Below are 25,121 nucleotides of genomic sequence, written 5' to 3'. Positions count from 1 at the left end.
CGTCGCTGTGAAACTCAGCCGCCCGGTCTCCTGGTTCCTGCTCGCCTTCGGGGTGTGGAGCTGGGTCATCTGGGTCACTTTCGTCAAGAACCTCGTCAAGGACAGCAGCGGGCTCGCCTTCGACGACGGTCACCCGACCGCGTACTTCTGGGTGCACCTGCTGCTGGCGGTCGTCTCCTTCGTATTGGGGACGGTCATCGGGGTCATCGGGTTGCGCGGACTGCGTGCACTGCGCCGGACGTCATAGCGGGGACCGGTCGGGGTGGTCATCGTCTTCGCGCTCGTCGCCCTGGCCGTCCTGGCCGCAGTGGTGGGCCTGCACTGGTACGTGTGGCGGCGCCTGGTCCGCGACACCACGCGCGGCCCGGGCCCGGCCCGCCGCGCCGGCACCGCGGTGTTCGCAGCGGGCCCGCTCCTGGCCGTCGGGGCCCTCGTCGCGGAACGCACCGGCGCCCCCTTCTGGCTCCAGCGCGCCCTGGCCTGGCCCGGCTTCCTGTGGCTGGCCCTCTCCCTGTACCTCCTCCTGGCGGTCCTCGCGACAGAGGTGCTACGCCCCGTGCTGCACCGGGCCCTGCGGAGCCCAGCCGTCCCACCCCTCGCCCCACCGGGCGAGAACCCCACGACCCCACCTCCCGCCCGACCGGGCGAGCCCCCCGCCGATTCACCTCTCGACACACCGAGCGGGAACCCCGTGGGTTCGCCTCTCGCCCCATCGGGCGGGAAGCCCGCCGGTTCGCCTCTCGCCCCATCGGGCGGGAAGCCCACCAGTTCCCCTCTCGCCCCATCGAGCGGAAACCCCGTGGGTTCGCCTCTCCACGCACCGAGCGGGAACCCCGTGGGTTCACCTCTCGGCCGACAGGGTCGGGTGGTGGGTGGGCGAGGGACGGGGGTCCAGGGGGCGGAGCCCCCTGGTACGTCAGCGGCGGCACCGGCCGCCCAGGACCCCACCCGCCGCCTCTTCGTCGCCCGCCTCGCCGCCGGCGCCGCAGTGACCGCCGCCGCAGCCACCGTCGGCTACGGCACCCACGCAGTCCTCCGTGGCCCCCGCGTGAAACGCCTCACCGTCCCGCTGGCCAAACTCCCCCGCGCCGCACACGGCTTCCGTATCGCGGTCGTCAGCGACATCCATCTGGGCCCGATCCTGGGCCGTGGCTTCGCCCAGCAGGTCGTCGACACGGTCAACGCCACCCAGCCCGACCTGATCGCGGTCGTCGGCGACCTGGTCGACGGCAGCGTCAAGGACCTGGGCCCCGCCGCCGAACCCCTCGCCGGCCTCCGGGCCCGGCACGGCGCGTACTTCGTCACCGGCAACCACGAGTACTTCTCCGGTGCCGAACAGTGGGTCGAAGAAGTCCGCGGTCTCGGCCTGCACCCGCTCCTGAACGCCCGCACCGAACTGCCGTCCTTCGACCTGGCCGGCGTGAACGACCTGCAGGGCGAGAGCGAGGGGCAGGGCCCGGACTTCGGCAGGGCGCTCGGCGACCGGGACCCGGCACGCGCGTGCGTACTGCTCGCCCACCAGCCGGTGCAGATCCACGAGGCCGTCCGGCACGGCGTCGACCTCCAGCTCTCCGGCCACACCCACGGCGGCCAGCTCTGGCCCGGCAGCCTCCTCGCCGCCGCGGCCAACCCGACGGTCGCCGGCCTGGAACGCTACGGCGACACGCAGTTGTACGTCAGCCGGGGCGCCGGAGCCTGGGGCCCGCCCACGCGCGTGGGCGCGCCGTCGGACGTGACGGTGATCGAACTGGCCGCCACGCGCGCGTGACGGGACCGGTCCCACGGCTGTGAAGGAGCTGTGAAAACCGACCGGAAGCAACGTCTCGGTGAGTTCTTCCCCAACAGGTCAGAAAGCCCTTCCCCCGGGTGAAAGCGGTGTGATTGGGTGAGCCGCGTCACTTTAGGGGAGTGGCCGATTCGTGCTGGGCCAGGGGTAGGGCCTTGACGGGCCTGGGGAGGGCATCACCATGCGATCTGTTCGCATGCGGATTCTCGTGACGTTGCTCGTGCTCGCCGTTGTGGGGATCGGCGGCCGGCAGCTGCTGTCGTCGCAGGGCAACGGGGACAAGACCATCACCGTCGGTACGACGGACGCCGTCACCGCACTCGACCCGGCGGGCGCCTACGACGCCGGTTCCTGGGCGCTGTTCAGCAACGTGTTCCAGTCGCTGCTGACGTTCGAGCCGGGCGGCACCGAGCCGGTCCCGGACGCGGCGCAGGGCTGCGCGTTCGAGGGCAGCGGCCTGAAGACGTACCGGTGCACGCTGCGTTCCGGGATCACCTTCCCGAGCGGGCGCGAGATGACGGCCGAGGACGTGAAGTACTCCTACGAGCGCGTCAAGAAGATCGACTCCGATGTCGGCCCGGCGTCCCTGTTCGGCACGCTCGCCGCGGTGTCCGCCGACGACGAGCACACCGTCACCTTCCATCTGTCGTCCTCGGACGCCACCTTCCCGCTGAAGGTCGCCACCGGCGCCGGCTCGATCGTGGACAAGGACAAGTACCCGGCCCGCAGCCTGCGCGAGGACGCCGCGGTCGACGGCACCGGGCCGTACACGCTGACGGCGTACACCAAGGACCGGAAGGCCGACCTCGCGCCGAACGAGAACTACAAGGGCTGTCTGAGCGGCACCGGCCGCCCGGTCGAGCTGCGCTACTACGCCGACTCCGGGAAGCTGGACCGCGCCTGGAAGGGCCGGCAGGTCGACGTCGCCACCCGTACGCTGCCGCCGAAGGTGCTGTCCGCGCTGAACCCGAGCGATCCCGGGCAGCGGGTCACCGAGTCCGACAGCTCCGAGACCCGCAACCTGTACTTCGACACCCGTTCCGGCTCCCCGCTGCACGATGCACGGGTGCGCCGCGCGATGGCCTGGCTGGTCGATCGCGAGCGGCTGGCCGCGACGGTCTACGAGGGCACCGTCGACCCGCTCTACTCGCTGATCCCGACCGGCATCACCGGGCACACCACGTCGTTCTTCGACACCTACCCGGCGCCGAGCGCCGGGAAGGCGCGCGCGCTGCTCACGGATGCCGGGGTGAGCCTGCCGGTGCGCTTCACCTTCGGCTACGGCATCGGCCGGGGCGCGGGCGCGGAGGAGGCTGCGGAGCTGAAGAGGCAGCTGGAGGCGAGCGGCCTGTTCAAGGTGGACGTCAAGGGCTACGAGTGGACCGACTTCCAAAAGCGCTGGGCCGCCGGGAAGATGGACGCGTGGGCGGTCGGCTGGGTGGCCGACTATCCCGACCCGGACACCTTCGGCGCCCCGCTCGTCGGCACCGGCTCCACGATGAGCACCGGGTACAGCAACAAGCTGGTCGACCACCTCATCCTGGACAGCCGGCAGTTCGCCGACCGCAGCCGGGCCGCGAACGACTTCCGCGACATCGAGACCACCGTGGCCCGGGACGTCCCGCTGCTCCCGCTGTGGCAGCGCAAGGAGTACGTGGTCAGCTCCGAGGACGTGGGCGGCGGCCAGTACCTGACGGACGGCACGGGCGTGTTCCGGCTGTGGCGGCTGAACTGGATCTGATCACTCGCCCCGCCCCCGTCCCGGATCGGGCAGCGCCTTCGTCATCCCCGGCAGGAAGTCCGTGAACAGTTCGTGGACCTCCATGACCAGCGGGCGCAGGACCCGGAAGCGGGCCAGGGAGACGCCCCGGGCGGTGAGCCGGGCTCCGCGCTTGGCCAGCCGGTAGCTGCGCTCACGGTTCTCCGTGCGGTCGAAGACCCAGTACAGGACCAGGCCCATCTGGGAGAGCCACATCAGCTCGGGCAGGATGTCCCGCAGTTCGGGGGCCACCTTGGACTTGGAGCCGGCCAGGACCTCCCGGTGGACGCTGATCGCCTGCTCGCGCGCGTGCTCGCTCTCCGGCGAGAAGGGGCTGAGCGGGCTGTCGGGGTCGGCGGCGTTCTTGAAGAACTGGACCGCGAACTCGTGGTACGGCCGGGCGATGTCCAGCCATGCGGTCAGTACGCCCGCGAGCCGCGCCTCCAGCTCGGTCTCCCGGTCCAGGACCGTCCGGACCGCCGCCTGGTGCTCGGCGGCGATCCGGTCGTAGAAGCCCTGGATCAGGTGTTCCTTGCCCTCGAAGTAGTAGTAGGCGTTGCCGACGGAGACCCCGGCCTCCTTGGCGATGGCCCGCATGGTCGTCTTGTCGTACCCCCGCTCCTGGAACAACCGCATCGCGGTCTCCAGGATCAGCGCACGGGTCTGCTCGGACTTGCTGCTCTGGGGGCCGGCCTCGGGGCCGTCGTTCTTCGCGGGCACGGTAGAAGAGCCTAACCAGTGGTGCAGGCGGGCCCGGAACAGGACGGCGGCTCGAACGTCCAGCCGGTGCCCGGGTGGTAGGACCAGCCGTCGGGCCGCCGGTACGCCTGGCCGCCCCACTGCGTGCCCCGCCACCGCGTCTCGCGCCACTTGGCGGCGGCGAGCACGGCCCCCCGGGCCAGCCTGGCGCCGGCCGGGGTGGCGAGCTTGTGGGCGAGCGGCCGGTGCTCGCGCAGCGCCCAGAGGACGACGATCCAGGCGCGCGGACCCCGGTAGACCTGCCCGGCGTCGCCGACGACGGTGACCTCGTCGAGGGTGGCGGAGTGGTCGAGCCCCGGGAAGCGGGCGCGGGCCCCGGCGGAGCCCGCAGGAACCAGTTCCAGCGGCACCAGCTGCGGCTGCCGGGACAGCCAGTCGCGCAGATGGGTGCACAGGGCGCACTCGGCGTCGTACAGGACGGTCAGCCCCCGGACCGGGGCGCCCGCGGCGTCCCGGTCCTGTGTGCCGGTCGCGGCGGTCATCGCGGTCACGCGCCGGCCGTCGGGGCGATCCACTGCTGCGGGGTGACCGGGGGCCGCTGCTCCCGCTCCATCACCCCGCGCCGGCGGATCTTGTTGAGCACGTACACGTTGCCCAGGTGCATCACGCCGAGCACCAGCAGGACCACCCCCAGCTTGGTCGACAGGGCCTCGAAGATGCCGCGGGTGTCCTCGATCGTCTTGTCGTCGCTCAGGTAGAGGGCCACGAAGCCGAGGTTGACGAGGTAGAACCCGACCACCAGGAGGTGGTTGACGGCGTCCGCGAGCTTCTCGTTGCCGTGCAGGACGTCGGCGAGGAAGATCCGGCCGTTGCGGCTGAGCGTACGGGCCACCCAGATGGTCAGCGCGATGCTGACGACCAGGTAGATGACGTAGGCGATGACGGTGCGGTCCATGCCCCACCCCTTCTTGAACGCGTTCAAAACGCTGACAGGGATGACTGTAGACCTATATTTGAACGTGTTCAACTCAAAGCCGAGGGGCGGGCTCCGGCTGAGGAGCAGGCGCAGTCCCGGCGGCTCGGGGCTCAGTCCCTGCGGCCCAGTTCCGGGCGCTTGGTGTAGTCGGTGAAGCCCAGGATGTTGCCCCAGGGGTCGGCGGCCTCCACGGTCCAGCCGGTGGCGGCCTGGAACACCTCGTCCAGGGGCTCGATGCCCGCGGCGGCCAGCTTCCGCGCCGCCGCCCGCGCGTCCGGCACCTCCACCCAGATGCGCGGCGACGGCCAGGCGGGCGGCCGGTGCCGCAACTCCTCCTCGGTGCGCAGCAGGATGCCCGGCGTCTCCCCGCCGACCTTCAGCAGTGCGATCCCGGCCTCGTCGAACCGGAACGCCACGGTGAACCCGGCCCGCTCGTAGAAGGCGACCGCCTCGCCGAGGTCGCCGACGGGGAGCAGCACGTTGTCGAAGCCGAGCAGTTCGTACGACTCTTCGTCTGACATGTCGTCAGATTAAGAGTCCTTGTGCCCGGATGCGAGGAGCCCCACCGGAGCGACTCCGGTGGGGCTCTGCGGTGGACCCGGCAGCAGTGTCTACTGCGGGAAGTTCGGGTCCAGGTCGGGCTGCGACGCGCCGCTGGTGGTGATGCCGGAGGCGGTCGCGCGCAGCAGCAGGCCGGCGCGGTAGAGGTCGCCGGACGTCAGCAGGTCCGCGTCGCCGTCCCGGTCGAAGTCGCGCAGCCGGACGAACAGACCGACCCGCTCGTCCTCCGTGGCGCTGCCCGGCACGCCCGCCGAGGCCCGGGTGAACCACTGGGAGCCGGTACCGGTCAGGCCGCTCCTGCCGCCCCGCAGGACGTGCACGCCGCCCGCGTTGTGGACCGAGCCGGACTCCTCCTCGGGCACGCCGACCGCGAGGTCCGGGTAGCCGTCGCGGTTGGTGTCGCCGGCGGAGAGGGAGTAGCCGAACCAGTCGTTCGCGGTGGCCGCGGTTGCCACGCCGGAGGTGGACTGGGAGATGCGGTAGGAGGTGGCCGGGCCGCTCGCACCGCCGCGCAGCACCAGCACGGACCCGGCGCCCTTGTTGTACGGCTTGTCGCTGACGGCCAGGTCCCCGTAACCGTTCTTGTCGAAGTCGGCGATCACCCCGGTGGAGGAGAAGTCCGGCTGCGAGGAGTTGTACGTCGTGTACTTGCCGCGCTTGACGGTGGAGCCGCCCTGCACGAACCAGGCGGCCTGCGTCATCTTGCCGTTCTTGTAGCCCTGGCCGATCACATAGAGGTCGGTGGCCTGGTCCTTGTTCACCTTGCCGGCGACGATCGCGGTCGGCTCCAGCACCTCGGCGCCGCTGGGGCTGACCTCCAGCCTGGTGACGCTGCCCGTCGTACCGGACTGCGAGAAGCCGCCCCGGTACACGAAGAGGGTGCCCGTGACGTCGGTGACGGCCAGGTCCGGCTTTCCGTCGCCGTTGAAGTCACCGGAGGCGAGGGCCGCACCGAACGCGGTCGTGGACTTGGCCGGGATGCGCGTGGCCTTCGCGCCGAGGCCCGCCTCGGCACCCCACAGGATGGTGACCGCGCCGGCCCCGGCCTTCGTACCGACCTTCTCGCTGCGGTCGGCGACGGCGAGGTCGGCGTACCCGTCGCGGTTGAAGTCGGCGTTCGCCACCTGGTCGCCGAACCCGTCGGCGTAGCCCCCCGCGTCGCCGGCCTTGCCCGGGATGTTGGGGCTGTCCTGCGTGAACCGGACCGTCTTCGGGCCCGGCCCGGTGGCCGTGCCGTAGGTGACGGTGACCTCACCGCCCCAGCCGGAGGCGTAGTCCCGGTACCCGTCGCCGTTGAAGTCGTCGGCGTACTTGGCGGGCGTGACCGCGGTCGCCGTCCCGGCCGTGAGGGCGACCAGTCCACCGGTGAGCGAGAGCGCCGTGGCCGTCGCCACGGCGAGCTTTCTGTGGGTGCGCATGTGTCTCCTTGATCGCGTGCACACAGAAGACACCCGGCAGCCCCGGACAGTTGTACGGCGTGGGCCCCGCCTCCCGGATCGTCGTTCCGGGAGGCGGGGCCCACGTGCCGCAGGCGTACCGCGGATCAGTAGCGGCGCGTGATCAGCGCGCGCTTCACTTCCTGGATCGCCTTCGTGACCTCGATACCGCGCGGGCAGGCGTCCGTGCAGTTGAAGGTCGTGCGGCAGCGCCACACGCCGTCGCGGTCGTTGAGGATCTCCAGGCGCTGCTCGCCCGCCTCGTCACGCGAGTCGAAGATGAAGCGGTGGGCGTTCACGATCGCGGCCGGACCGAAGTACTGGCCGTCGTTCCAGAACACCGGGCAGGAGGAGGTGCAGGCGGCGCAGAGGATGCACTTCGTCGTGTCGTCGAAGCGCTCGCGGTCCTCGGCGGACTGCAGCCGCTCGCGGGTCGGCTCGTTCGTGTCCTTGGTGACCAGGAACGGCATGACGTCCCGGTAGGCCTGGAAGAACGGCTCCATGTCCACGACCAGGTCCTTCAGGACCGTCAGGCCCTTGATGGGCTCGATCGTGATCGGCTTCTCGGGGTTGATGTCCTTGATCAGCGTCTTGCAGGCAAGGCGGTTCTTGCCGTTGATCCGCATCGCGTCCGAGCCGCAGATGCCGTGCGCGCACGAGCGGCGGAAGGTGAGGGTGCCGTCGATGTCCCACTTGATCTTGTGGAGGCCGTCGAGGACACGCTCCTTGGGGTCGATCTCCAGCTGGAAGTCTTCCCAGGCGGCCTCCGCCGAGACCTCCGGGTTGAACCGGCGGACCCGGAAGGTGACCGTGATGTAGGGGGAGTCGGCGAAGCCGGGCTCGGGCTGGCCGGCCGCGTCCGCCTTGTCCAGAACAGGGGTAGCCATCAGTACTTACGCTCCATCGGCTGGTAGCGGGTCTGGACGACCGGCTTGTAGTCGAGACGGACGGTTTCCGAGCCGTCGGCGCCGACCTCGCGGTACGCCATGGTGTGGCGCATGAAGTTGACGTCGTCGCGGTTCGGGAAGTCCTCGCGGTAGTGACCGCCGCGGGACTCCTTGCGGGCCAGGGCCGAGACGGCCATGACCTCGGCCAGGTCGAGCAGGTTGCCCAGCTCGATCGCCTCGAGGAGGTCCGTGTTGAACCGCTTGCCCTTGTCCTGGATCGCCACGTTCTTGTAGCGCTCGCGCAGCTCGGCGATCTTCTCGACGGCCGTCTTGATCGTCTGCTCGGTGCGGAACACCATGACGTTGGCGTCCATGGTCTCCTGCAGCTCACGGCGCAGGGTCGCGACCCGCTCGTTGCCGGTGGAGGTGCGCAGCCGCTCGATCTGCTCGACGACGAAGGACGCCGGGTTCTCCGGCAGCTCCACGTAGTCGGCCTTCGCCGAGTACTCGGCGGCGGCGATGCCCGCGCGGCGGCCGAACACGTTGATGTCCAGCAGCGAGTTGGTGCCGAGGCGGTTGGCGCCGTGCACCGACACGCAGGCGACCTCGCCGGCCGCGTACAGACCCGGGACGACCGTGGTGTTGTCCGCCAGGACCTCACCCTCGACGTTCGTCGGGATGCCGCCCATCGCGTAGTGCGCGGTCGGCTGGATCGGGATCGGGTCCGTGTACGGCTCGATGCCGAGGTACGTACGCGCGAACTCGGTGATGTCCGGGAGCTTGGCGTCCAGCTGCTCCGGCGGCAGGTGGGTCAGGTCCAGGTAGACGTGGTCGCCCTCGGGACCGCAGCCGCGGCCCTCGCGGATCTCCGTGTAGATGGAGCGGGAGACGACGTCACGGGAGGCGAGGTCCTTCATGACGGGCGCGTACTTCTCCATGAAGCGCTCGCCGTCCTTGTTGCGGAGGATGCCGCCCTCACCGCGCGCACCCTCAGTGAGGAGGATGCCCATGCGCCAGATGCCGGTCGGGTGGAACTGGAAGAACTCCATGTCCTCCAGCGGCAGGCCCCGGCGGTAGACGGCGGCCTGGCCGTCACCGGTGAGGGTGTGCGCGTTGGAGGTCACCTTGAAGAACTTGCCGGTGCCGCCGGAGGCGTAGATCACGGCCTTCGCCTGGAAGACGTGGATCTCGCCGGTGGCCAGCTCGTACGCCACCACACCGGACGACTTCTTGACGCCGTCGACCTCGGTGATCAGCTGGTCGAGGACGTAGAACTCGTTGAAGAACTCCACGCCCTCCTTGACGCAGTTCTGGTACAGCGTCTGGAGGATCATGTGGCCGGTGCGGTCCGCGGCGTAGCAGGACCGGCGGACCGGGGCCTCGCCGTGGTTGCGGGAGTGGCCGCCGAAGCGGCGCTGGTCGATGGTGCCGTCCGGGGTCCGGTTGAACGGCAGGCCCATCTTCTCCAGGTCGAGGACGGCGTCGATGGCCTCCTTCGCCAGGATCTCGGCGGCGTCCTGGTCGACCAGGTAGTCACCGCCCTTGACCGTGTCGAAGGTGTGCCACTCCCAGTTGTCCTCCTCCACGTTGGCCAGCGCGGCGGCCATGCCGCCCTGCGCGGCGCCCGTGTGGGAGCGGGTGGGGTAGAGCTTGGTCAGGACCGCGGTGCGGCTGCGCTTCGTCGCCTCGATGGCGGCACGCATGCCCGCGCCGCCGGCGCCGACGATGACGGTGTCGTACTTGTGGATCTTCATGATTCTCGCAGCCCCGTGCCTAGCGGATGTTCGGGTCGAAGGTGAAGATCACCAGCGTGCCGAGCAGGATGGTGAACACCGTGGCGGTGTAGAGCAGGCCCTTGAGCCACAGCCGGCTGTTCGGCCGCTCGGCGTAGTCGTTGATGACCGTGCGCAGACCGTTGGCGCCGTGCAGCATGGCGAGCCACAGCATCAGCAGGTCCCAGACCTGCCAGAACGGGGACGCCCAGCGGCCGGCCACGAAGGCGAAGCCGATCTTGGAGACGCCGCCGTCCAGCACGAGCTGGATCAGCAGGTGGCCGATGACGAGGACGACCAGCACGATGCCGGACAGGCGCATGAACAGCCAGGCCGCCAGCTCGAAGTTGCCCCGGGTCGACTTCGGGGACTTCTTGGTCCGCTTGCGGGGTGCCTCGATCAGCGGGGCAGGGTTGTCGACGGTGTAGACGGGGGCACCCTCGACGGGGCCGACTCCGGAGGCCGCGGTTTCAGTCGTGGACATCGGCGTCAGCTCCCAAAGAGGGCACGGTAGGCGTGGCCGAGGACGGGGTAGATCGCGCAGCCCATCAGGATGATCCAGACGATCATCACGGACCAGAACATCTGCTTCTGGTAGCGCGGGCCCTTCGACCAGAAGTCGACGGCGATGACACGCAGGCCGTTGAGCGCGTGGAAGAGGATGGCGGCGACGAGGCCGTACTCCAGCAGCGCGACGATCGGCGTCTTGTACGTGGCTACGACCTTGTCGTAGTCCTCGGGGGAGACACGCACGAGAGCGGTGTCCAGCACATGAACGAACAGGAAGAAGAAGATGAGGACACCGGTGACTCGATGAGCCACCCACGACCACATTCCTTCCCGGCCGCGGTACAGCGTTCCAGCCGGCACGGAAGAACCCTCCGGGAGCGGGGACTAGGGCCGCGCCGGCTTCACTGTCGGTCGGGCCCGGCCGGGTACGGTCCACCGGCCCCCAGCATCGTAGCGAGGCGCTGCGCTGTGCCTTACGGGGGGCCTACCTGTGTGATCAAATTGGCACGCGGTTGGGCTAGCCGAGGCGGCATCCGGGGGCGGGTGCCCCGTCATGTGCCCGGTGCTGCGGCGTTGTGGCTGGTCGCGCGATTCCCTGCGCCTCTCAGAACGGCCGCCAGCCTGCCTTTCGCGAGACGCCGGAGTTCTTCCGCCGCTATGACGCGCTCCTCCTCCGGATCGTTCGCCAATCGTGATCGGATCGCCTCCAGAATGCGGTCGATGACCTCGTACGGCGGCACATCACCCAGATAGATGACGAACGCGTGTCCGAATCTGGCCTCGTACGCGGCGTGCGCCGCACCCAGAGCCATGTGGGCCGCCGAGTACGTGTCCTCCGGCAGCTCGGGGAGGGACTCGCCCGCGAGAGCCTCCCCGAGATCGGCCGGGGAGAGGTCGTACGCCGCCTCGTCCGCCGCGGCCAGCAGCGCGTCCAGGTCGGGGTAGGGGCGGTGGTCCGCGATCCGCAGGGACCAGCGCAGGCTGTGCAGGCAGCACAGGAGGAGGGTGCGGGCCTCGTCGTCCGAAGCGGTGTTGAAGGCGTCGAGGGGCGTGGGGAGGTACGGGAGACGGTGGGCGGGCAGCGTGGGTCCTCGCGTCACATGTGGCGTGCCAGGGGATGCTGTGAAAGGTGTGTCGTCAGGTTATCGAGAGTGTTCCTGGTGTGTCCGAGCGATGCCCGAATTTTCACTCGGATGGGAGAGTTTCAGAACGCCTCGATGACGGATGAGCGGGCGATCGGACGTACGTTGACTGGGTGACCCAGCACAGGCCCAGGCGTCGGGGCACGGCGCGGCAGGTGATACGGAAGCGGGCGGCGGTGGCCGCCGCGGTCGTCGGCGCGGTCGCGCTCGGCACGGGCGTCGGCGTGTGGGCCGCGGCGGACGGGGGCGAGGGGAAGCGGGAGGAGAGCGCACGGCGGTCGTCCGGCCGCGTGCCCGGCGCCGATCCTGCCGAGCCCGGGACACCGTCGGCAAGCCCCGCGCCGAGCCGGCCGTACCCGCTCTCGCAGGCGCCGCGCACGATACCCGCGGTGCGCTCCCACACCCCGGAGCGCGGACCGGGCTGGAAGCCGCAAGCCGGCGGCCGGGTGGTGGTGAGCGACGCCGGGCTGGCCGACGAGGGGCGGCTGACCGCCGGAGAACTGGGGCTGACCTACGCGGGCGTGAAGAACGACGCCGGGGCCGGTGACGTACGGCTCGCGCTCGGCGGGGGCGGCAACGCGGAGTCCTACACCATGACCGTCCGCGGCGGGCGGGTCGACATCAGCGGCCCCGGCGAGGCCGGGGTCTTCTACGGCACCCGCACCCTGAAGCAGGAGGTCCACGGCGGTGGCACGGCACCGGAGGGCGTCGTACGGGACGAGCCCGCCAAGCCGGTGCGCGGGTTCATGCTGGACATCGCGCGCAAGCCGTTCGGCGAGAGCTGGATAGAGGACCGGATACGCGAGCTGGGGGACCTGAAGTTCAACGAGCTGGGGCTGCACTTCTCCGACGACCAGGCCTTCCGGATCGAGTCCACCACGCACCCGGAGATCGTCTCCCCGGAGCACCTGAGCACGGCGCAGGTCAAGAAGATCGTGGACCTCGCGAACAGCCGGCACATCACCGTCGTACCGGAGATCGACTCGCCGGGGCACCTGGGGGCCGTCATCGCCGCCCACCCCGATCTGCAGCTGCGCAACGCGAGCGGGGTCGCCACCAGGGGAGCCATCGACATCTCCAAGGACGCCTCCGCGAAGATCGTCGACGACCTGCTGAACGAGTACACGGGGCTCTTCACCGGGAATCAGTGGCACCTGGGCGGGGACGAGTACCAGGCGCTGACCGTGAAGGACCCGCAGGCCTCGTATCCGCAGCTGGCGGCCGCGGCCCGGGAGAAGTACGGCGCCGGCGGCACGGTCGCCGACCTCGCGACCGGCTGGCTCAACGACCGCGCCGACACCGTCCGCGCCCACGACAGGACGATGCGGGCCTGGAACGACGGTTTCCTCCGTGGCACCTCCGTGCAGCCCGCCGAGGACCTCCAGGTCGCCTACTGGACCGGCAAGGAGATCGGTGCCCGCCCGCCGGACGAGTACCTGAGCGCGGGGCGGAAGGTCATCAACTACAACGACGAGTTCCTGTACTACGTGCTCGGGCAGCCGCAGACCTTCGTCTATCCGACGGGACAGCGCATCTACGAGCAGTGGAACCCGCGGGTGCTGCGCGGCACGACCGCTGTGCCGGCGCGCCACGACGGGCAGATCCTCGGCGGGACGTTCGCCGTGTGGGGCGACTTCCCGAACGCCCAGACGGAAGAGCAGGTGGCCGCCGGGATCAGGATGCCGCTGCGGGCCACCGTGCAGAAGCTGTGGGACCCGGGCGAGCCGGCCCTGTCGTGGGCGGAATTCACAAAGCTCGCGGACCGGCTGGGCTGAGCGTCGGACCGGCCGGGCTGAGCGGCTCGCGGGCCCGGCCGGGCTGGGAATCGGAGTGGACGCAGGGCCCCCCTCGACGTAAGTTCCGGTGTTCGCGCGTTCCGCTCGCCAAGAGCCGGACGCCCTTCGCATCACCACTTGCCGTTCCGGGGGGAACTCTTCATGACCTCACCCATGCCCGCGCCGCCCCTGCCCGTGGTGCCCGGTCCCGTCCTGCGTCCGCCGGTGGGCCTCGGCCGGGCCACCGCCGCGCTGCTCGGGCTGGTCATCGCCACGGACCTGTTCGCCGTCTGGGCCGGCATCGGCGAGATCGACGTCGCCGGCGACCTCGCCGACGGCGTCACCGGCGCCGGCATCATCGACCGGGCCGACCGCGCCGACACCTTCTACAGCGCCGCCGGCGTGGTGCAGACGGTCGCCCTGCTCGCCACGATGATCGTGTACCTGTGCTGGGTGTGGCGGGTGCGGGTGAACGCCGAGGTGTTCAACCCGGGCGGGCACAGCAAGTCGCGCGGCTGGACGATCGGCGGCTGGTTCTGCCCGATCGTGAACCTGTGGTTCCCGCGCCGCATCGTCCTCGACATCTGGGACTCCAGCGCCGCCTGGGCCAAGCGCCCCGGCCACGCCCTCGTCAACTCCTGGTGGACACTGTGGATCGTCTCCCTCCTCGCCGGCCGGGTGGCGGCGCGGATGTCCGCGCGGGCCGAGACCGCCGCCGAGATCCGGGACGCCGCCCGGCAGATGCTCTTCGCGGACGTGCTCGACATCGTGGCGGCCGTCCTGGCCGTCCTCGTCGTCCTCAAGATCACCCGGATGCAGCACCAGCGGGCCCTCGAGGGTCCTGTGCCGGCCCCGGTTCTTGGCTGAAAGCCGATGGCAGTGACACTCGCGAGCCGTTGCACGCAGTAAGGGGAAGTGCGGGCTCCGTACCGGTTGGCGCCCCGGCGAGGGAGGCATTCATGAGCCTGGTGGAACTGATCGCACAGGCCGACGAACGCGGACTGGCCGCCAGCGGGTTGGCTTGTTTGGACCGGTGCCTGCCGCTGCTCGGCGGCGACGACGAGCTGCTCCGGCCGCTGTGGGCGAGCCTCGCCGACGGCTCCGGCTGGGGCACGGGCCTGGAGAAGGCCCGGGCAGCGCTCGGCTCCGGCGAGCCCGGCGATTCGGCCGAGCCTGCCGGCGACGAGGCCGTGCGGCTCGCCCGCCGCATGCTGGACGCGGCCCCGGCCGAACGCGCCGCCGACGCGGTGCGGCCCTGGGCCGACGCCTGCTCCGTCGCCTCGCTGCGGATTCACCGGCTGCTCGACCCGGCCGCGGACGGCGCCACGGGCCCGGACGGCCTCGACGCCGGGCGGACGGGGGACACGGCGGGCCTGCCTCCGCTGGTCGCGGCCGAGCTGCGCCGCCAGGCCGCGGTGCTGGAACTCCTGGCCGGGCACGGTGTGAACGGCCTGCGCCGGGCGCTGGACGTGTCGGTCGAGGGCCGCCGTGTGCTGCGCGCGGTGGTCTCCCGCCGGGCACGCAGCGCCGCGGAACCGGGGGCCTGAGGCAATCCTGTGAGCGTCCTGCGGTGACCGTGGGGTGGTCCTGCGACGTTCGGCCGAACGCTTCGGATCCGAGTGACGGAAGTCCCGTCCGGCTCGCTCTTTCCTATGTGACAGCCGATGTGACAGCCCATGCGACAGGCCCGTACGCGACGGCACAGCGGGAGACGAGACCACATGCCGCGGTGAAGCCCGCGCGGTGGGCGGCGGACGCCGTGGCGACCATGCGCGAGGGGGCCCGGGTCCGGCTCGACTACTCCGCACAGAGTCTGTGGCGGGTCGACCGGATGATCGAGGAGATCCGCCGCGAGGAGCCGCCGTACGCGGCCGTCGAGAGCGTGCTGCGCGGCTTCGGCGCCTACGCCGGCGAGGTGATCGTCCGCCAGACCGGCGCCGAGTGGTGGGCCACCGGCGGCGACCACTGGGTGCGCACCCCCGACGGCCGGCTCTGGGATCCCCTGGAAGAGGCCCGCCGCTGCTTCGACGGCCACGGCTCGCTCCGCCTGCTCTGCCGTGACGCCACGGCCTGCGGTTGACCGGTTCGGCCCGGGGGTTGGCCTGCTCGGCAGGGATGTCGCCGTCCGCGGTTGACCGTTCGGCCCGGGGGTCCTGTCTGCTCGGCAGGGGTGTCGCCGTCCGCGGTTGACCGGTTCGGCCGGGGGTCCCGTCTGTTCGGCCGTGACGCCACCGCCCGCGGTTGACCGGTTCGGCCCGGGGGCTGTCCTGCTCGGCAGGGATGTCACCGTCCGCCGTTGACCGGCGCCGCCCGGGGTCCCGTCTGCTCGGCTGTGACACTTCGGTCCGGGCCGGCGCTGATGATCGTGGAGGGCGGCGACACGGCCGGAGCGTGTCGGACCGTGCGGCAGGCGCCACGCAGTGGCCAGGAACTCGGCACGAACGAGGACGGTCTTGGGCCAGGGAGGGGAACCCCGGCGCCCGCAGCCGCGGGACGGGGAGCTGGGCGCGGCCGTCGCGCGGGCCCAGGACGGTGACGAGACCGCCTTCGCGGTGGCCTACCGGATCGTGCAGCCCGGCCTGCTCGGCTATCTGCGCGGCATGGTCGGCGAGGACGCGGAGGACGTCGCCTCCGACGCCTGGCTGGAGATAGCCCGGGACCTCGGCCGGTTCCGTGGCGACGGCGCCGGATTCCGCGGCTGGACCGCGACCATCGCCCGGCACCGTGCCCTGGACCATCTGCGCCGCCAGCGGGTACGGCCCCGGGCGGCGCAGCTCGAACAGGACGCCCTGGAGCTGCCCGGCCGGCACAGCACCCACGACCAGGCCCTGGAGTCCCTGGCCACCGCACATGCGCTGGAGCTGGTGCGTGCGCTGCCCCGGGACCAGGCCGAGGCGGTACTGCTCCGGGTGGTCGTGGGCCTCGACGGCCCGGCCGCCGCGCGGGTTCTCGGCAAGCGCCCCGGTGCGGTCCGCACCGCCGCGTACCGGGGACTGCGCCGTCTGGCCCGGCAGCTCGGCGCCCAGGCACCGGGCGGTGACGGCACCACAGGTGTGACGGATGGCGATCCGCCGACGCTGGGGGAGTCGGGATGAACGCCCCGGCGCGCGGCACGTATACGTACGCGGCAGCAGCCGCACCCGGCGCGCGGCAACAGGCGCATGCATCTCTGGCGGAGAGCAACGAGGACGGAACGGACATGGGTGAACGGCACAGCGGCGAGGGGCTGCCCGGCCGCCGGCGCGCGCACCCTGGCGGCACCGTCTCCGCACCGGAGCGGGCCGGTACGTCCGGTGGCGTACTCGACCTGGAGACGCGGATCGGCGCCGCGCTGCGCCCCGCGGTCGTCGACCCCGAGGCCGAGCGCAGCGCGGTGGCCGCCTTCCGGGCCGCGCGCGCCGCCGGAGCCCGCGCCGGGCGCACCCGCGCCCGGGACGACTGGCGCCCCGCGCGACCGCGGCGCACCCGCCGCCTGCGGACCACGCTCGCACTGGCGCTGGCGAGCCTCACGCTGGGCGGGGTCGCCGTCGCCGTGATCGGCTCCGCCGGGTCCGGCACCGAGGCGGGCCGGGACACCACGTCCCCCGCCCATCCGACGGCGGACACGCGGCGCGCCCCCGGCGGCGCCGCGGCCGACGGTGCCGAAGCCGGGCCGTCGGACACCGCCTCCGCCGGCCGCTCCCCGCACCCCGGGCACCCGGCCACCGCCCGGGACACCCTGGCCCACTGCCGCACCTACGTCCGCGCCGGGGACCGGGGCGGAGCCCTGGACGCGACGGCCTGGCAGCGGCTCGTCACGGCGGCGGGCGGCCCGGTAAAGGTGAGGGCCTACTGCGCGGCCCGCCTGGCACAGGCACCGGGCAAGGACACCGGCAAGACCGATGAATCCGGCGAAAGCCGCAAAAGCGGCAAGGGTGAGGACAAGGGCGGAAGCCGCGAACCGGGTCGTACGGGAGTCAAGCCGGGGCAGGGCGACGAGAAAGCACCCGGCGCAGGGGCGAGCGACGGGAAGCCGGCCGGCAAGCGATAGGTGCCGGGGGCGGGTGCCGAGTGCCGGGCCGGTCCTCGGTGCTGGTGCGGCCGGACGGAAGCACGGTCACCGGCTCGCCGACGCGCAGCGCGCCCGAGACGATCTGGCCCGCGTAGCCGGGCTGGAGCACCATGGTTTCCGCCAGCGTGAGGCACCGCTCACCGGGCTGCGCCATGGCCCAGTACGGTGAACGCCGTGCCGGAGGGGCCGGCAAGCCGGCGGCCGGGACGGCTCGGCGCATCGGGCTGGACAGCCTCACGTGAGGCGCCCGACCGGTCGGTCACGCGCTGACCGGGTTCGTCACCGATGACGCGCATCGCCCCAGGTCAGAGCGGTAGACCTAGGCAACGGCCGGGGCCGCCACCCCCCACAGGAGAGGCCCCGGCCGTCGCGCGGACGGGCCGCGCGCGGCCCGTACTTTCTTCAGCGCCATGAGTGCGGTTTCTGTCACACCCGGCCACGCCCGAACCTCACCCTGTGCACATCCGAACCCGGTCACGAGTTAGTTGCATCTTCTACAGACATGGACGGCGAACGGTTTCACGCCGTAACGTGCCTTTCGCGCCGACCGAAGACAGGCGTAAAGGGAGTGCGGTGCTGGGGGACGACGCGGAGCTGACCGCCGCGGTGCGTGCGGCACAGACCGGTGATGAGACCGCGTTCCGTGCGGTGTACCGCGCGGTGCATCCCCGGCTGCTGGGCTATGTACGCACACTGGTCGGAGATCCGGACGCGGAGGACGTCGCGTCCGAGGCCTGGTTGCAGATCGCCCGGGATCTGGACCGGTTCAGCGGCGACGCCGACCGGTTCCGCGGCTGGGCCGCCCGGATCGCCCGCAACCGCGCCCTCGACCACATACGCATGCGGGGCCGCCGTCCCGCCATCGGTGGCGACGAGACGGAGCTGACCGGCCGGGCCGCCGAGTCCGACACCGCCGGCGAGGCCATCGAGGCCCTGGCCACCGACAGCACCCTCTCCCTGATCGCCCGGCTCCCGCAGGACCAGGCCGAGGCGGTCGTCCTGCGCGTGGTGGTGGGCCTGGACGCCAAGACCGCCGCCGAGACGCTCGGCAAACGCGCGGGCGCCGTCCGCACCGCCGCACACCGCGGTCTGAAGCGGCTCGCGGAGCTGATCGGCGCCGATCCGGAATCGGCGGGCGGGCTCGACGCCCTCCCCGCCCAGCGAGAACCGCGCCGAGGAGCGGCGACGTCCGCAACTGTGACGCATACGCGTGCGCGGACGCAGAAGGACATGTGATGGCCGACGAGCAGTACAAGTGGCTGAACCGTGATACGGCTGAACGTCTGTTGCGCGGTGAGCCGCTGGAAGCCGTCGACCCCTCTGCTCGTGACCAGGCCGAACGCCTCTCCCAGGCGCTCGGCGCGCTGTCCGCGGAGGCAGCCCCCGCCATCGGCGAACTCCCCGGGGAGCAGGCCGCCCTGGCCGCGTTCCGCAAGGCCCGCGAGGCGGCCGCCGCCGAGCCGGCCGCCGCCCGCGCCTCCGGTGCTGCCCCCGCCCCGGTACCCCGAGCCGACGCGGGCCTGGTCCGCATCGGTGCCCCGGACCGTAGCGGAATCCGGGCCCGGCGCCCCCACTGGGCCCGACCGGTGCGTCTCGCGCTCGCCGCTGCGGTGGCCGTGGGCACGCTCGGCGGAGTCGCCATGGCCGCCGGCAGCGGAGTGCTGCCCACGCCGTTCGGCGAGGAGCACCCCGGCCCCACGGCCTCCGTCACCACCGACGCGAACACCGGACAGCCGCTCGCCTCGCCGTCCCCGCAGGCCACACCCGGCGACGGGACCGGCACGGGCACGCCGGGCAGCAACCCCGGAACGAGTCGCGGCGACACCTCCGACGAGGCCGCCGGACCGGACGAGGACACGCGCGCGGGTGCCGTGCCCGGGTCCGGAGCGCCCTCCGCCGCGCCCGGCACCGGGTGGCGTGGTGCCGCCGAGGCCTGCCGGGTTCTCCGGGACGGCAAGGGGCTGGACGCGGGCCGCAGGCGCGCGCTGGAGAACCTGGCGGGCGGCTCAGCCCGGGTGACCAAGTTCTGCAGGGTCCTGCTGGCGAACGCCGACTCCGGCACCGCGAACGGCGGAAAGACCGGCGGCGAGGACGACACCGGCACGGGGCAGGGCAAGGGCGGCAAGGACAAGAACGACAAGGGCGACAAGGACGAGGACGGCAAGGGCAAGGGCGACAGGGGCGAGGGCAGACACCAAGGCGGGGGCAGGGGCGGCCACTCGGGCAGGGGCGGCGGCAAGGACGGCCACTCCGGCGGGGGCGGCAGGGGCGGCCACTCCGGCGGGGGCGGCAAGCACGGCCACTCGGGCAGGGGCGGCCACTCCGGCGGGGGCGGCGGCAAGGACGGCCACTCGGGCAGGGGCGGCGGCAAGGACGGCCACTCCGGTAGCGGCGGCGAGGGCGGGGGCGGCCACTCCGGCAGGGGCGGCCACTCCGGCTAGCGGCGGCAACTCCGGTAGGCGTGGCGGCCAGGACAGCCGGCATCACGGTGCCGCCGCACCCGCTCCCTCCGCCTTCACCACCCATCCCGCCCGCCCGGGCCAGAACCACTCGCGCCCGGCCCCGTACCCGACGTACACCGCACTCTGACTCACCCCGGCCGTCCGCCCCCCTCCACCCACCCCGGCCACCCGCCTCCTCCACCGCCCCGGCTGGCGACCCTGCTCCCGTCCCGGGGCCGGTGACACTCCCGCGACCGGCAGACTGCCGCCGACCCTGCTCCCGTTTCAGGGCCGGTGACACTCCTCCGGCCGGCAGACTGCCGCCGACCCGCCGCCCCTTCCTGTGCATGGCAGCTCCGCCACTCAACCCCTTGTGCCTGGACCCGGCCCCCGGCCCCCGGCGCGCCCTGACCGCGCCGCCCCTCCGTCCCCACCACCCCGCTGACCTGCAGCTTTGTGCGGGGCGGAAATTTTTCGGTGAGAGGTGTGACGTTTCTGAAGCCTCCGACGCAGTACTGAGTGAGCCGACTGGTCATCGGCCATCGCACTGAGCCGGGGTTCCCCCCGTACCCACGGCTCGTGCACCTGGCGGGGGGGGGGGGGGGGTTTCCCCTTCCCCCCCCCCCCCCCCCCCCCCCCCCCCCCCCCCCCCCCCCACCGCCCCCCCCCCCCCCCCCCCCCCCCCCGCCCCGCTCACTGCACTCTCGCCCCGCTCCTCACCGGTACACGACGACCTTGTCGCCGACCCGCACCTGCGCGAAGAGCCCCGCGATCGCCGTCTCGTCCCGCACGTTCACGCAGCCGTGCGAGCCGCCCGCGTAACCGCGCGCCGCGAAGTCGTACGAGTAGTGCACCGCCTGGCCGCCGCTGAAGAACATCGCGTACGGCATCGGCGCGTTATAGAGGGTCGACACATGGTGCCGTGACTTCCAGTAGACGTGGAACACACCCTCCCGGGTGGGTGTGTACTGCGTGCCGAAGCGCACGGCCAGGGTGGTCAGCGTCCGGCCGTCGACCATCCAGCGCAGGGTCCGGCCGGTCTTGCTGATGCACAGCACCCGTCCGGTCAGACAGCGCGGGTCCGGCGCGGCAGCCGGCTGGCCGCCCATCAGGTACAGCTCCCACCGGCCCGGCTCGTGCGTCATGGCCAGCAGCCGCTGCCAGGTGACGGTGTCCAGTTCGCCGGTCCGCGGCAGGCCGCGCTTGCCCTGGAAGCCCGTGACCGCCTGCACGGTGGCATCGTCGTACGTGCCCGTCGGCCCGTCGAGGAGCCAGGCGACCTGACGCAGCCGGGCCTGCAGCTCCCGCACCCCCGCACCGCTGTCCCCGCGCGACCACAGGACCTGCGGCGCCGGTGAGGCGGCCGGTGCCGTCGGGGCGGATGCGGGAGCACGGCTCCCGGGCAGCTCCACGTGCACCGGCAGGCCGTGTTTGCCGTCGGCGTCCGCCGGCTGCACGGTGCACCCGCAGAGCGCGGCGAGCGCGGCGGTCGAGGCGAGCAGAGCGACAGGTCTCCCCGGGATCCTCATGCCCGGGATGCTTCCCCGCGTGACCGCCGGCGAACTACGGGGCATGGTGAGGAGTACTGCTCGTACTGCGGAGGCATCCATGGCACGTGAGTCGGAGTCGGGGCTGCCGGTCGAGCCGGTCTACGGGCCCGCCGACCTGACCGGCTGGGACCCGGAGCGCAAGCTGGGCGCACCGGGCGCGTATCCGTACACCCGCGGGGTGTACCCGACCATGTACACGGGCCGCCCGTGGACCATGCGCCAGTACGCCGGCTTCGGCACGGCCGCCGAGTCCAACGCCCGTTACCGGCAGCTGATCGCCCACGGCACCACCGGACTGTCCGTCGCCTTCGACCTGCCCACGCAGATGGGCCACGACTCCGACGCGCCCCTCGCGCACGGCGAGGTCGGCAAGGTGGGCGTGGCGATCGACTCCGTCGAGGACATGCGGGTGCTGTTCGGCGGCATCCCGCTGGACCGGGTGTCGACGTCGATGACGATCAACGCGCCGGCCGCACTGCTCCTGCTGCTGTACCAGCTGGTCGCGGAGGAACAGGGAGTGGCGGCTGACCGGCTGACCGGCACGATCCAGAACGACGTGCTGAAGGAGTACATCGCGCGGGGCACGTACATCTTCCCGCCGAAGCCGTCGCTGCGGCTGACCGCCGACATCTTCAAGTACTGCACCGCCGAGATCCCGAGGTGGAACACGATCTCGATCTCCGGCTACCACATGGCGGAGGCGGGCGCGTCCCCGGCGCAGGAGATCGCGTTCACCCTCGCCGACGGCATCGAGTACGTCCGTACGGCGGTCGCGGCCGGCATGGACGTGGACGACTTCGCCCCGCGCCTGTCCTTCTTCTTCGTGGCCCGTACGACGCTGCTGGAGGAGGTCGCCAAGTTCCGCGCGGCGCGCAGGATCTGGGCGCGGGTGATGAAGGAGGACTTCGGCGCGCGGAACCCGAAGTCCCTGATGCTGCGCTTCCACACCCAGACGGCGGGGGTCCAGCTGACGGCCCAGCAGCCGGAGGTGAACCTGGTCCGGGTCGCGGTGCAGGCCCTCGGTGCCGTGCTGGGCGGCACCCAGTCCCTGCACACCAACTCCTTCGACGAGGCGATCGCCCTGCCGACCGACAAGAGTGCGCGGCTGGCGCTGCGTACGCAGCAGGTGCTGGCGTACGAGACCGACGTGACGGCGACCGTCGACCCCTTCGCGGGCTCCTACGCCGTGGAGAAGCTGACCGACGACGTGGAGGAGGCGGCCGTCGACCTGATGCGCAGGGTCGAGGACCTGGGCGGGGCGGTCGCGGCGATCGAGGGGGGCTTCCAGAAGGCGGAGATCGAGAAGAACGCCTACCGGATCGCGCAGGAGACGGACTGCGGGGAGCGTGTGGTCGTCGGGGTGAACCGCTTCCAGCTGGACGAGGAGGAGCCGTACGAGCCCCTGCGCGTCGACCCGGCCATCGAGGCCCGGCAGGCGCAGCGCCTGGCCGAGTTGCGGGCCGGGCGCGACCAGGGGGCGGTGGCCGGGGCACTGGACGCGTTGCGGAAGGCGGCCGAGGGCGGGGACAACGTCCTGTATCCGATGAAGGACGCGTTGCGGGGGCGGGCGACGGTGGGGGAGGTGTGCAACGCGCTCCGGGAGGTCTGGGGGAGCCACGTGCCGAGCGACGCCTTCTGAGTCCCGGCTTCCGGATCCGCTTCGTGGACGGCGCCGACCGGCTGTCGTACCCCCGTGCGACACTCCTTTCCATGTTCGGCGTCATCGACCTCCCCACCTACCTGGCAGGCCTCGCTCTGATCGTTCTGCTGCCCGGTCCCAACTCCCTGTACGTGCTCTCGGTGGCCGCCCGGCGCGGCGTGCGGGCCGGGTACACCGCCGCGGCCGGCGTGTGGTGCGGGGACACGGTGCTCATGACGTTGTCCGCCGCCGGAGTCGCCTCACTGCTGCAGGCCAACGCCGTGCTGTTCGGGATCGTGAAGTACGCCGGTGCCGGATATCTGTCCTGGCTGGCGTTCGGGATGCTGCGGGCGGCGCTGCAGATGTGGCGGACGCGGCGGGACAGGACCGTCGAGGACGCCGCGCCCGCCGGGGGCACCGACGAGCGGCCCTTCCGCCGTGCCCTCGTCGTCAGCCTCTTCAACCCCAAGGCGATCCTGTTCTTCGTCGCCTTCTTCGTGCAGTTCGTGGACCCGGGCTATGCCTACCCGGCCCTGTCCTTCGTCGTCCTGGGCGCCTTCGCCCAGGTGGCCAGCTTCCTGTACCTGAGCGCCCTGATATTCGGCGGCACCCGCCTCGCCGCCGCCTTCCGCCGCCGCAAGCGGCTGTCGGCGACGGCCACTTCGGCCGCGGGTGCCCTGTTCCTCGGGTTCGCGGTGAAGCTGTCGCTGGCCGGCGCGTAGTGCACGCTCAGAGACCGACCTCGGCCAGGTAGGTCTCGATGCCGTCCGCCGTGCCGCCCGCCCAGCCGACGTACCCGTCCGGGCGGACCAGGAAGACACCGGGGCCGTAGGACTCCGGGGGCGCCGGCAGGGAGCGGACCGCGGCCGCCGTCGCCCCGAGCAGCGTCCAGTGCGGTCCGCGGAACGCGTCGAAGAGCCGTACGCCGTCCACCGTGCCGTCCGGCGCCCGGTCGCCCGCGCGCACCGGGCCGGCGGCCGCGCGGGTCTCGACGCTCAGGGACGACTCCCCGTAGCCCAGTCCGAGCTGCACGGTCGCCCTGCCGCGCTGCACCCGGCCGCGGTGGACGTTCGTCGAAAGCTCCAGCATGGCCGCGGCGTTGGCCCGCCGCTCCTCCTCGTAGGTGTCCAGCAGCGCGTCCGGTGCGCCGTCGCGCAGCACCGCGCCCAGCTTCCAGCCCAGGTTGTAGGCGTCCTGGATGCTGGTGTTCAGGCCCTGCGCGCCGGCCGGCGAGTGCACGTGCGCCGCGTCGCCGGCGAGGAAGACCCGGCCCACCCGGAAGCGGTCGGCGAGCGCCGCCCGCGGCCGGAAGTCGGAGACCCAGCGCACCTCGGTCACGTCCGCGGCGTCCAGGTGCGTGTACCGGGCGACGAGCCCCCGGATGCCGTCGGCGGACAGGTCCGGTACCGAGTCCTCCGGCAGACGTGCCTGCAGCTGGAAGTCCTCCGTGCCGGTCAGCGGGCACAGCGCGAGGGCGCTGCCGTCGTCCTCGGGGAACGCGTGCCAGTGGTTCCGGTCCAGGCCGTTCAGCCGCACGTCCGCCACCACGAAGGGTGCCGGGTCGACGGTCTCCCCGGTCATGCCGACGCCCACGGCGCGCCGCACCGCCGAGCGTCCTCCGTCGGCCGCGACCACGTACCGCGCGCGGAGCACCGTACCGTCGGCGAACGCCACGCTCACGCCGTCCGCGTCCTGCGTCAGGCCCGTCACCTCGCGCGCGAAGGCGACCCGGCCGCCCAGTTCCAGCAGCCGCGCGTACAGCACCTCCTGGGTGCGCCACTGCGGGATCATCAGCGGGTCGGTGTACGGCGTGCCCTCGTCCGCCTCGACCGTCTCGAACATCGACTGCTCACCGAGCCGTTCGCCGTCCTTCCAGATCATCCGGTTGATGTAGGGCCCGCTCGCCGCGCGGATAGCGTCCAGCACGCCGAGGTCGTGGAAGACCTCCTGGGTGCGCGGCTGGAGCCCCTTGCCGCGGGAGCCGGGGAAGAGTCCGTCGGCCCGCTCCACCACGAGTGCCTCCACTCCGCGCCGGGCCAGGTCGATGCCGAGGGTGAGACCGGTGGGGCCGGCCCCCACAATCAGAACATCCATCACAACTCCCCTTAACGTCGTTAAGTGCCGTCGCCGACGAGCG

At 72.1% G+C, this 25,121-nt stretch carries 25 protein-coding genes; 13 read left to right on the top strand and 12 right to left on the bottom strand.

The features are described 5' to 3' along the window. The first annotated feature begins 7 nt into the window (after nt 1-7). The 3 genes from ACZ4SF_RS07600 to ACZ4SF_RS07590 all read left to right on the top strand — a co-directional run bounded on the left by ACZ4SF_RS07600 (nt 8) and on the right by ACZ4SF_RS07590 (nt 3,527). Nucleotides 8-247 carry an SCO4848 family membrane protein gene (locus ACZ4SF_RS07600; protein ID WP_356818531.1) on the top strand — a complete coding sequence of 80 codons (240 nt, stop codon included), beginning with the start codon at nt 8-10 and terminating at the stop codon, nt 245-247. 15 nt (nt 248-262) lie between these two features. Next, complete coding sequence (locus ACZ4SF_RS07595; protein WP_468379600.1) at nt 263-1,768, top strand: metallophosphoesterase; 1,506 nt, start codon at nt 263-265, stop codon at nt 1,766-1,768. Nucleotides 1,769-1,967: 199 nt separating this feature from the next. Further along, nucleotides 1,968-3,527 (top strand): ABC transporter substrate-binding protein, encoded by a 1,560-nt coding sequence (locus ACZ4SF_RS07590; protein WP_468379598.1) that lies wholly within the window; start codon nt 1,968-1,970, stop codon nt 3,525-3,527. On the opposite strand, the gene ACZ4SF_RS07585 is transcribed toward ACZ4SF_RS07590, so the two are convergent. From ACZ4SF_RS07585 to ACZ4SF_RS07540, 10 genes are all read right to left on the bottom strand, one after another. Beyond that, complete coding sequence (locus tag ACZ4SF_RS07585) at nt 3,528-4,265, bottom strand: TetR/AcrR family transcriptional regulator (RefSeq protein ID WP_468379595.1); 738 nt, start codon at nt 4,263-4,265, stop codon at nt 3,528-3,530. It abuts the gene before it with no gap. A gap of 11 nt (nt 4,266-4,276) precedes the next feature. After that, a complete protein-coding gene (locus ACZ4SF_RS07580; RefSeq protein WP_468380429.1) occupies nt 4,277-4,786 on the bottom strand; it encodes a thiol-disulfide oxidoreductase DCC family protein in 510 nt (169 codons plus the stop codon). A 5-nt stretch (nt 4,787-4,791) separates the two neighbouring features. Next, nucleotides 4,792-5,199 carry a hypothetical protein gene (locus ACZ4SF_RS07575; protein WP_468379592.1) on the bottom strand — a complete coding sequence of 136 codons (408 nt, stop codon included), beginning with the start codon at nt 5,197-5,199 and terminating at the stop codon, nt 4,792-4,794. A gap of 131 nt (nt 5,200-5,330) precedes the next feature. After that, nucleotides 5,331-5,741 (bottom strand): VOC family protein, encoded by a 411-nt coding sequence (locus tag ACZ4SF_RS07570; protein ID WP_468379589.1) that lies wholly within the window; start codon nt 5,739-5,741, stop codon nt 5,331-5,333. A 90-nt stretch (nt 5,742-5,831) separates the two neighbouring features. Continuing rightward, a complete protein-coding gene (locus tag ACZ4SF_RS07565) occupies nt 5,832-7,199 on the bottom strand; it encodes an FG-GAP and VCBS repeat-containing protein (protein ID WP_468379586.1) in 1,368 nt (455 codons plus the stop codon). Nucleotides 7,200-7,324: 125 nt separating this feature from the next. Continuing rightward, nucleotides 7,325-8,104, bottom strand: coding sequence for a succinate dehydrogenase iron-sulfur subunit (locus ACZ4SF_RS07560; protein ID WP_468379583.1), 780 nt, complete (start codon nt 8,102-8,104; stop codon nt 7,325-7,327). Further along, entirely contained in the window at nt 8,104-9,858 is a 1,755-nt protein-coding gene (gene sdhA, locus ACZ4SF_RS07555; RefSeq protein ID WP_468379581.1) for a succinate dehydrogenase flavoprotein subunit, read from the bottom strand. The genes ACZ4SF_RS07560 and sdhA overlap by 1 nt, the downstream gene beginning before the upstream one ends. Before the next feature lie 19 nt (nt 9,859-9,877). Beyond that, a complete protein-coding gene (locus ACZ4SF_RS07550) occupies nt 9,878-10,360 on the bottom strand; it encodes a succinate dehydrogenase hydrophobic membrane anchor subunit (RefSeq protein WP_468379578.1) in 483 nt (160 codons plus the stop codon). A 5-nt stretch (nt 10,361-10,365) separates the two neighbouring features. Then, nucleotides 10,366-10,746 carry a succinate dehydrogenase, cytochrome b556 subunit gene (gene sdhC / locus ACZ4SF_RS07545; protein WP_468379575.1) on the bottom strand — a complete coding sequence of 127 codons (381 nt, stop codon included), beginning with the start codon at nt 10,744-10,746 and terminating at the stop codon, nt 10,366-10,368. 191 nt (nt 10,747-10,937) lie between these two features. Further along, on the bottom strand, nt 10,938-11,486 hold the full coding sequence (locus ACZ4SF_RS07540) for a 2-oxo-4-hydroxy-4-carboxy-5-ureidoimidazoline decarboxylase (RefSeq protein WP_468379573.1): 549 nt from the start codon (nt 11,484-11,486) through the stop codon (nt 10,938-10,940). A 197-nt stretch (nt 11,487-11,683) separates the two neighbouring features. Here ACZ4SF_RS07540 and ACZ4SF_RS07535 point away from each other — a divergent pair, with 197 nt between their 5' ends. From ACZ4SF_RS07535 to ACZ4SF_RS07500, 8 genes are all read left to right on the top strand, one after another. Continuing rightward, on the top strand, nt 11,684-13,303 hold the full coding sequence (locus tag ACZ4SF_RS07535; protein WP_468380426.1) for a beta-N-acetylhexosaminidase: 1,620 nt from the start codon (nt 11,684-11,686) through the stop codon (nt 13,301-13,303). 162 nt (nt 13,304-13,465) lie between these two features. After that, nucleotides 13,466-14,170, top strand: a complete 705-nt coding sequence (locus ACZ4SF_RS07530; RefSeq protein ID WP_468379570.1) for a DUF4328 domain-containing protein — start codon at nt 13,466-13,468, stop codon at nt 14,168-14,170. A 92-nt stretch (nt 14,171-14,262) separates the two neighbouring features. Beyond that, entirely contained in the window at nt 14,263-14,850 is a 588-nt protein-coding gene (locus ACZ4SF_RS07525) for a hypothetical protein (RefSeq protein WP_468379567.1), read from the top strand. Between the two features lie 221 nt (nt 14,851-15,071). Then, entirely contained in the window at nt 15,072-15,383 is a 312-nt protein-coding gene (locus ACZ4SF_RS07520; protein ID WP_468380423.1) for a hypothetical protein, read from the top strand. Between the two features lie 373 nt (nt 15,384-15,756). Next, nucleotides 15,757-16,398, top strand: coding sequence for an RNA polymerase sigma factor (locus ACZ4SF_RS07515; RefSeq protein WP_468379564.1), 642 nt, complete (start codon nt 15,757-15,759; stop codon nt 16,396-16,398). Further along, nucleotides 16,395-17,333 (top strand): hypothetical protein, encoded by a 939-nt coding sequence (locus ACZ4SF_RS07510; RefSeq protein WP_468379561.1) that lies wholly within the window; start codon nt 16,395-16,397, stop codon nt 17,331-17,333. The genes ACZ4SF_RS07515 and ACZ4SF_RS07510 overlap by 4 nt, the downstream gene beginning before the upstream one ends. A 594-nt stretch (nt 17,334-17,927) precedes the next feature. Then, entirely contained in the window at nt 17,928-18,590 is a 663-nt protein-coding gene (locus tag ACZ4SF_RS07505; RefSeq protein WP_468379559.1) for an RNA polymerase sigma factor, read from the top strand. Next, the gene (locus tag ACZ4SF_RS07500) at nt 18,590-19,795 is read left to right on the top strand and encodes a hypothetical protein (RefSeq protein ID WP_468379556.1); all 1,206 of its coding nucleotides are present in this window, start codon (nt 18,590-18,592) and stop codon (nt 19,793-19,795) included. The genes ACZ4SF_RS07505 and ACZ4SF_RS07500 overlap by 1 nt, the downstream gene beginning before the upstream one ends. 716 nt (nt 19,796-20,511) lie before the next feature. On the opposite strand, the gene ACZ4SF_RS07495 is transcribed toward ACZ4SF_RS07500, so the two are convergent. Continuing rightward, nucleotides 20,512-21,324: a L,D-transpeptidase family protein gene (locus ACZ4SF_RS07495; protein WP_468379553.1), complete on the bottom strand. Its 813-nt coding sequence runs from the start codon at nt 21,322-21,324 to the stop codon at nt 20,512-20,514. Nucleotides 21,325-21,403: 79 nt separating this feature from the next. Between ACZ4SF_RS07495 and ACZ4SF_RS07490 the strand changes: the two genes are divergently transcribed. Together ACZ4SF_RS07490 and leuE are read left to right on the top strand one after the other, a co-directional pair. Beyond that, entirely contained in the window at nt 21,404-22,984 is a 1,581-nt protein-coding gene (locus ACZ4SF_RS07490; protein ID WP_468379551.1) for an acyl-CoA mutase large subunit family protein, read from the top strand. 71 nt (nt 22,985-23,055) lie between these two features. Beyond that, entirely contained in the window at nt 23,056-23,706 is a 651-nt protein-coding gene (leuE, locus tag ACZ4SF_RS07485; RefSeq protein WP_468379549.1) for a leucine efflux protein LeuE, read from the top strand. Between the two features lie 7 nt (nt 23,707-23,713). Here the strand turns inward: leuE and ACZ4SF_RS07480 are convergent, their stop codons facing one another. Next, nucleotides 23,714-25,078 carry an FAD-dependent monooxygenase gene (locus ACZ4SF_RS07480; protein WP_468379547.1) on the bottom strand — a complete coding sequence of 455 codons (1,365 nt, stop codon included), beginning with the start codon at nt 25,076-25,078 and terminating at the stop codon, nt 23,714-23,716. Nucleotides 25,079-25,121 lie beyond the last annotated feature (43 nt).

This window comes from Streptomyces sp. NPDC027663 (assembly GCF_055566415.1).
The sequence above is the reverse complement of the archived record's forward strand: the minus strand, read 5'-3'. Positions and strand labels throughout refer to the sequence as shown.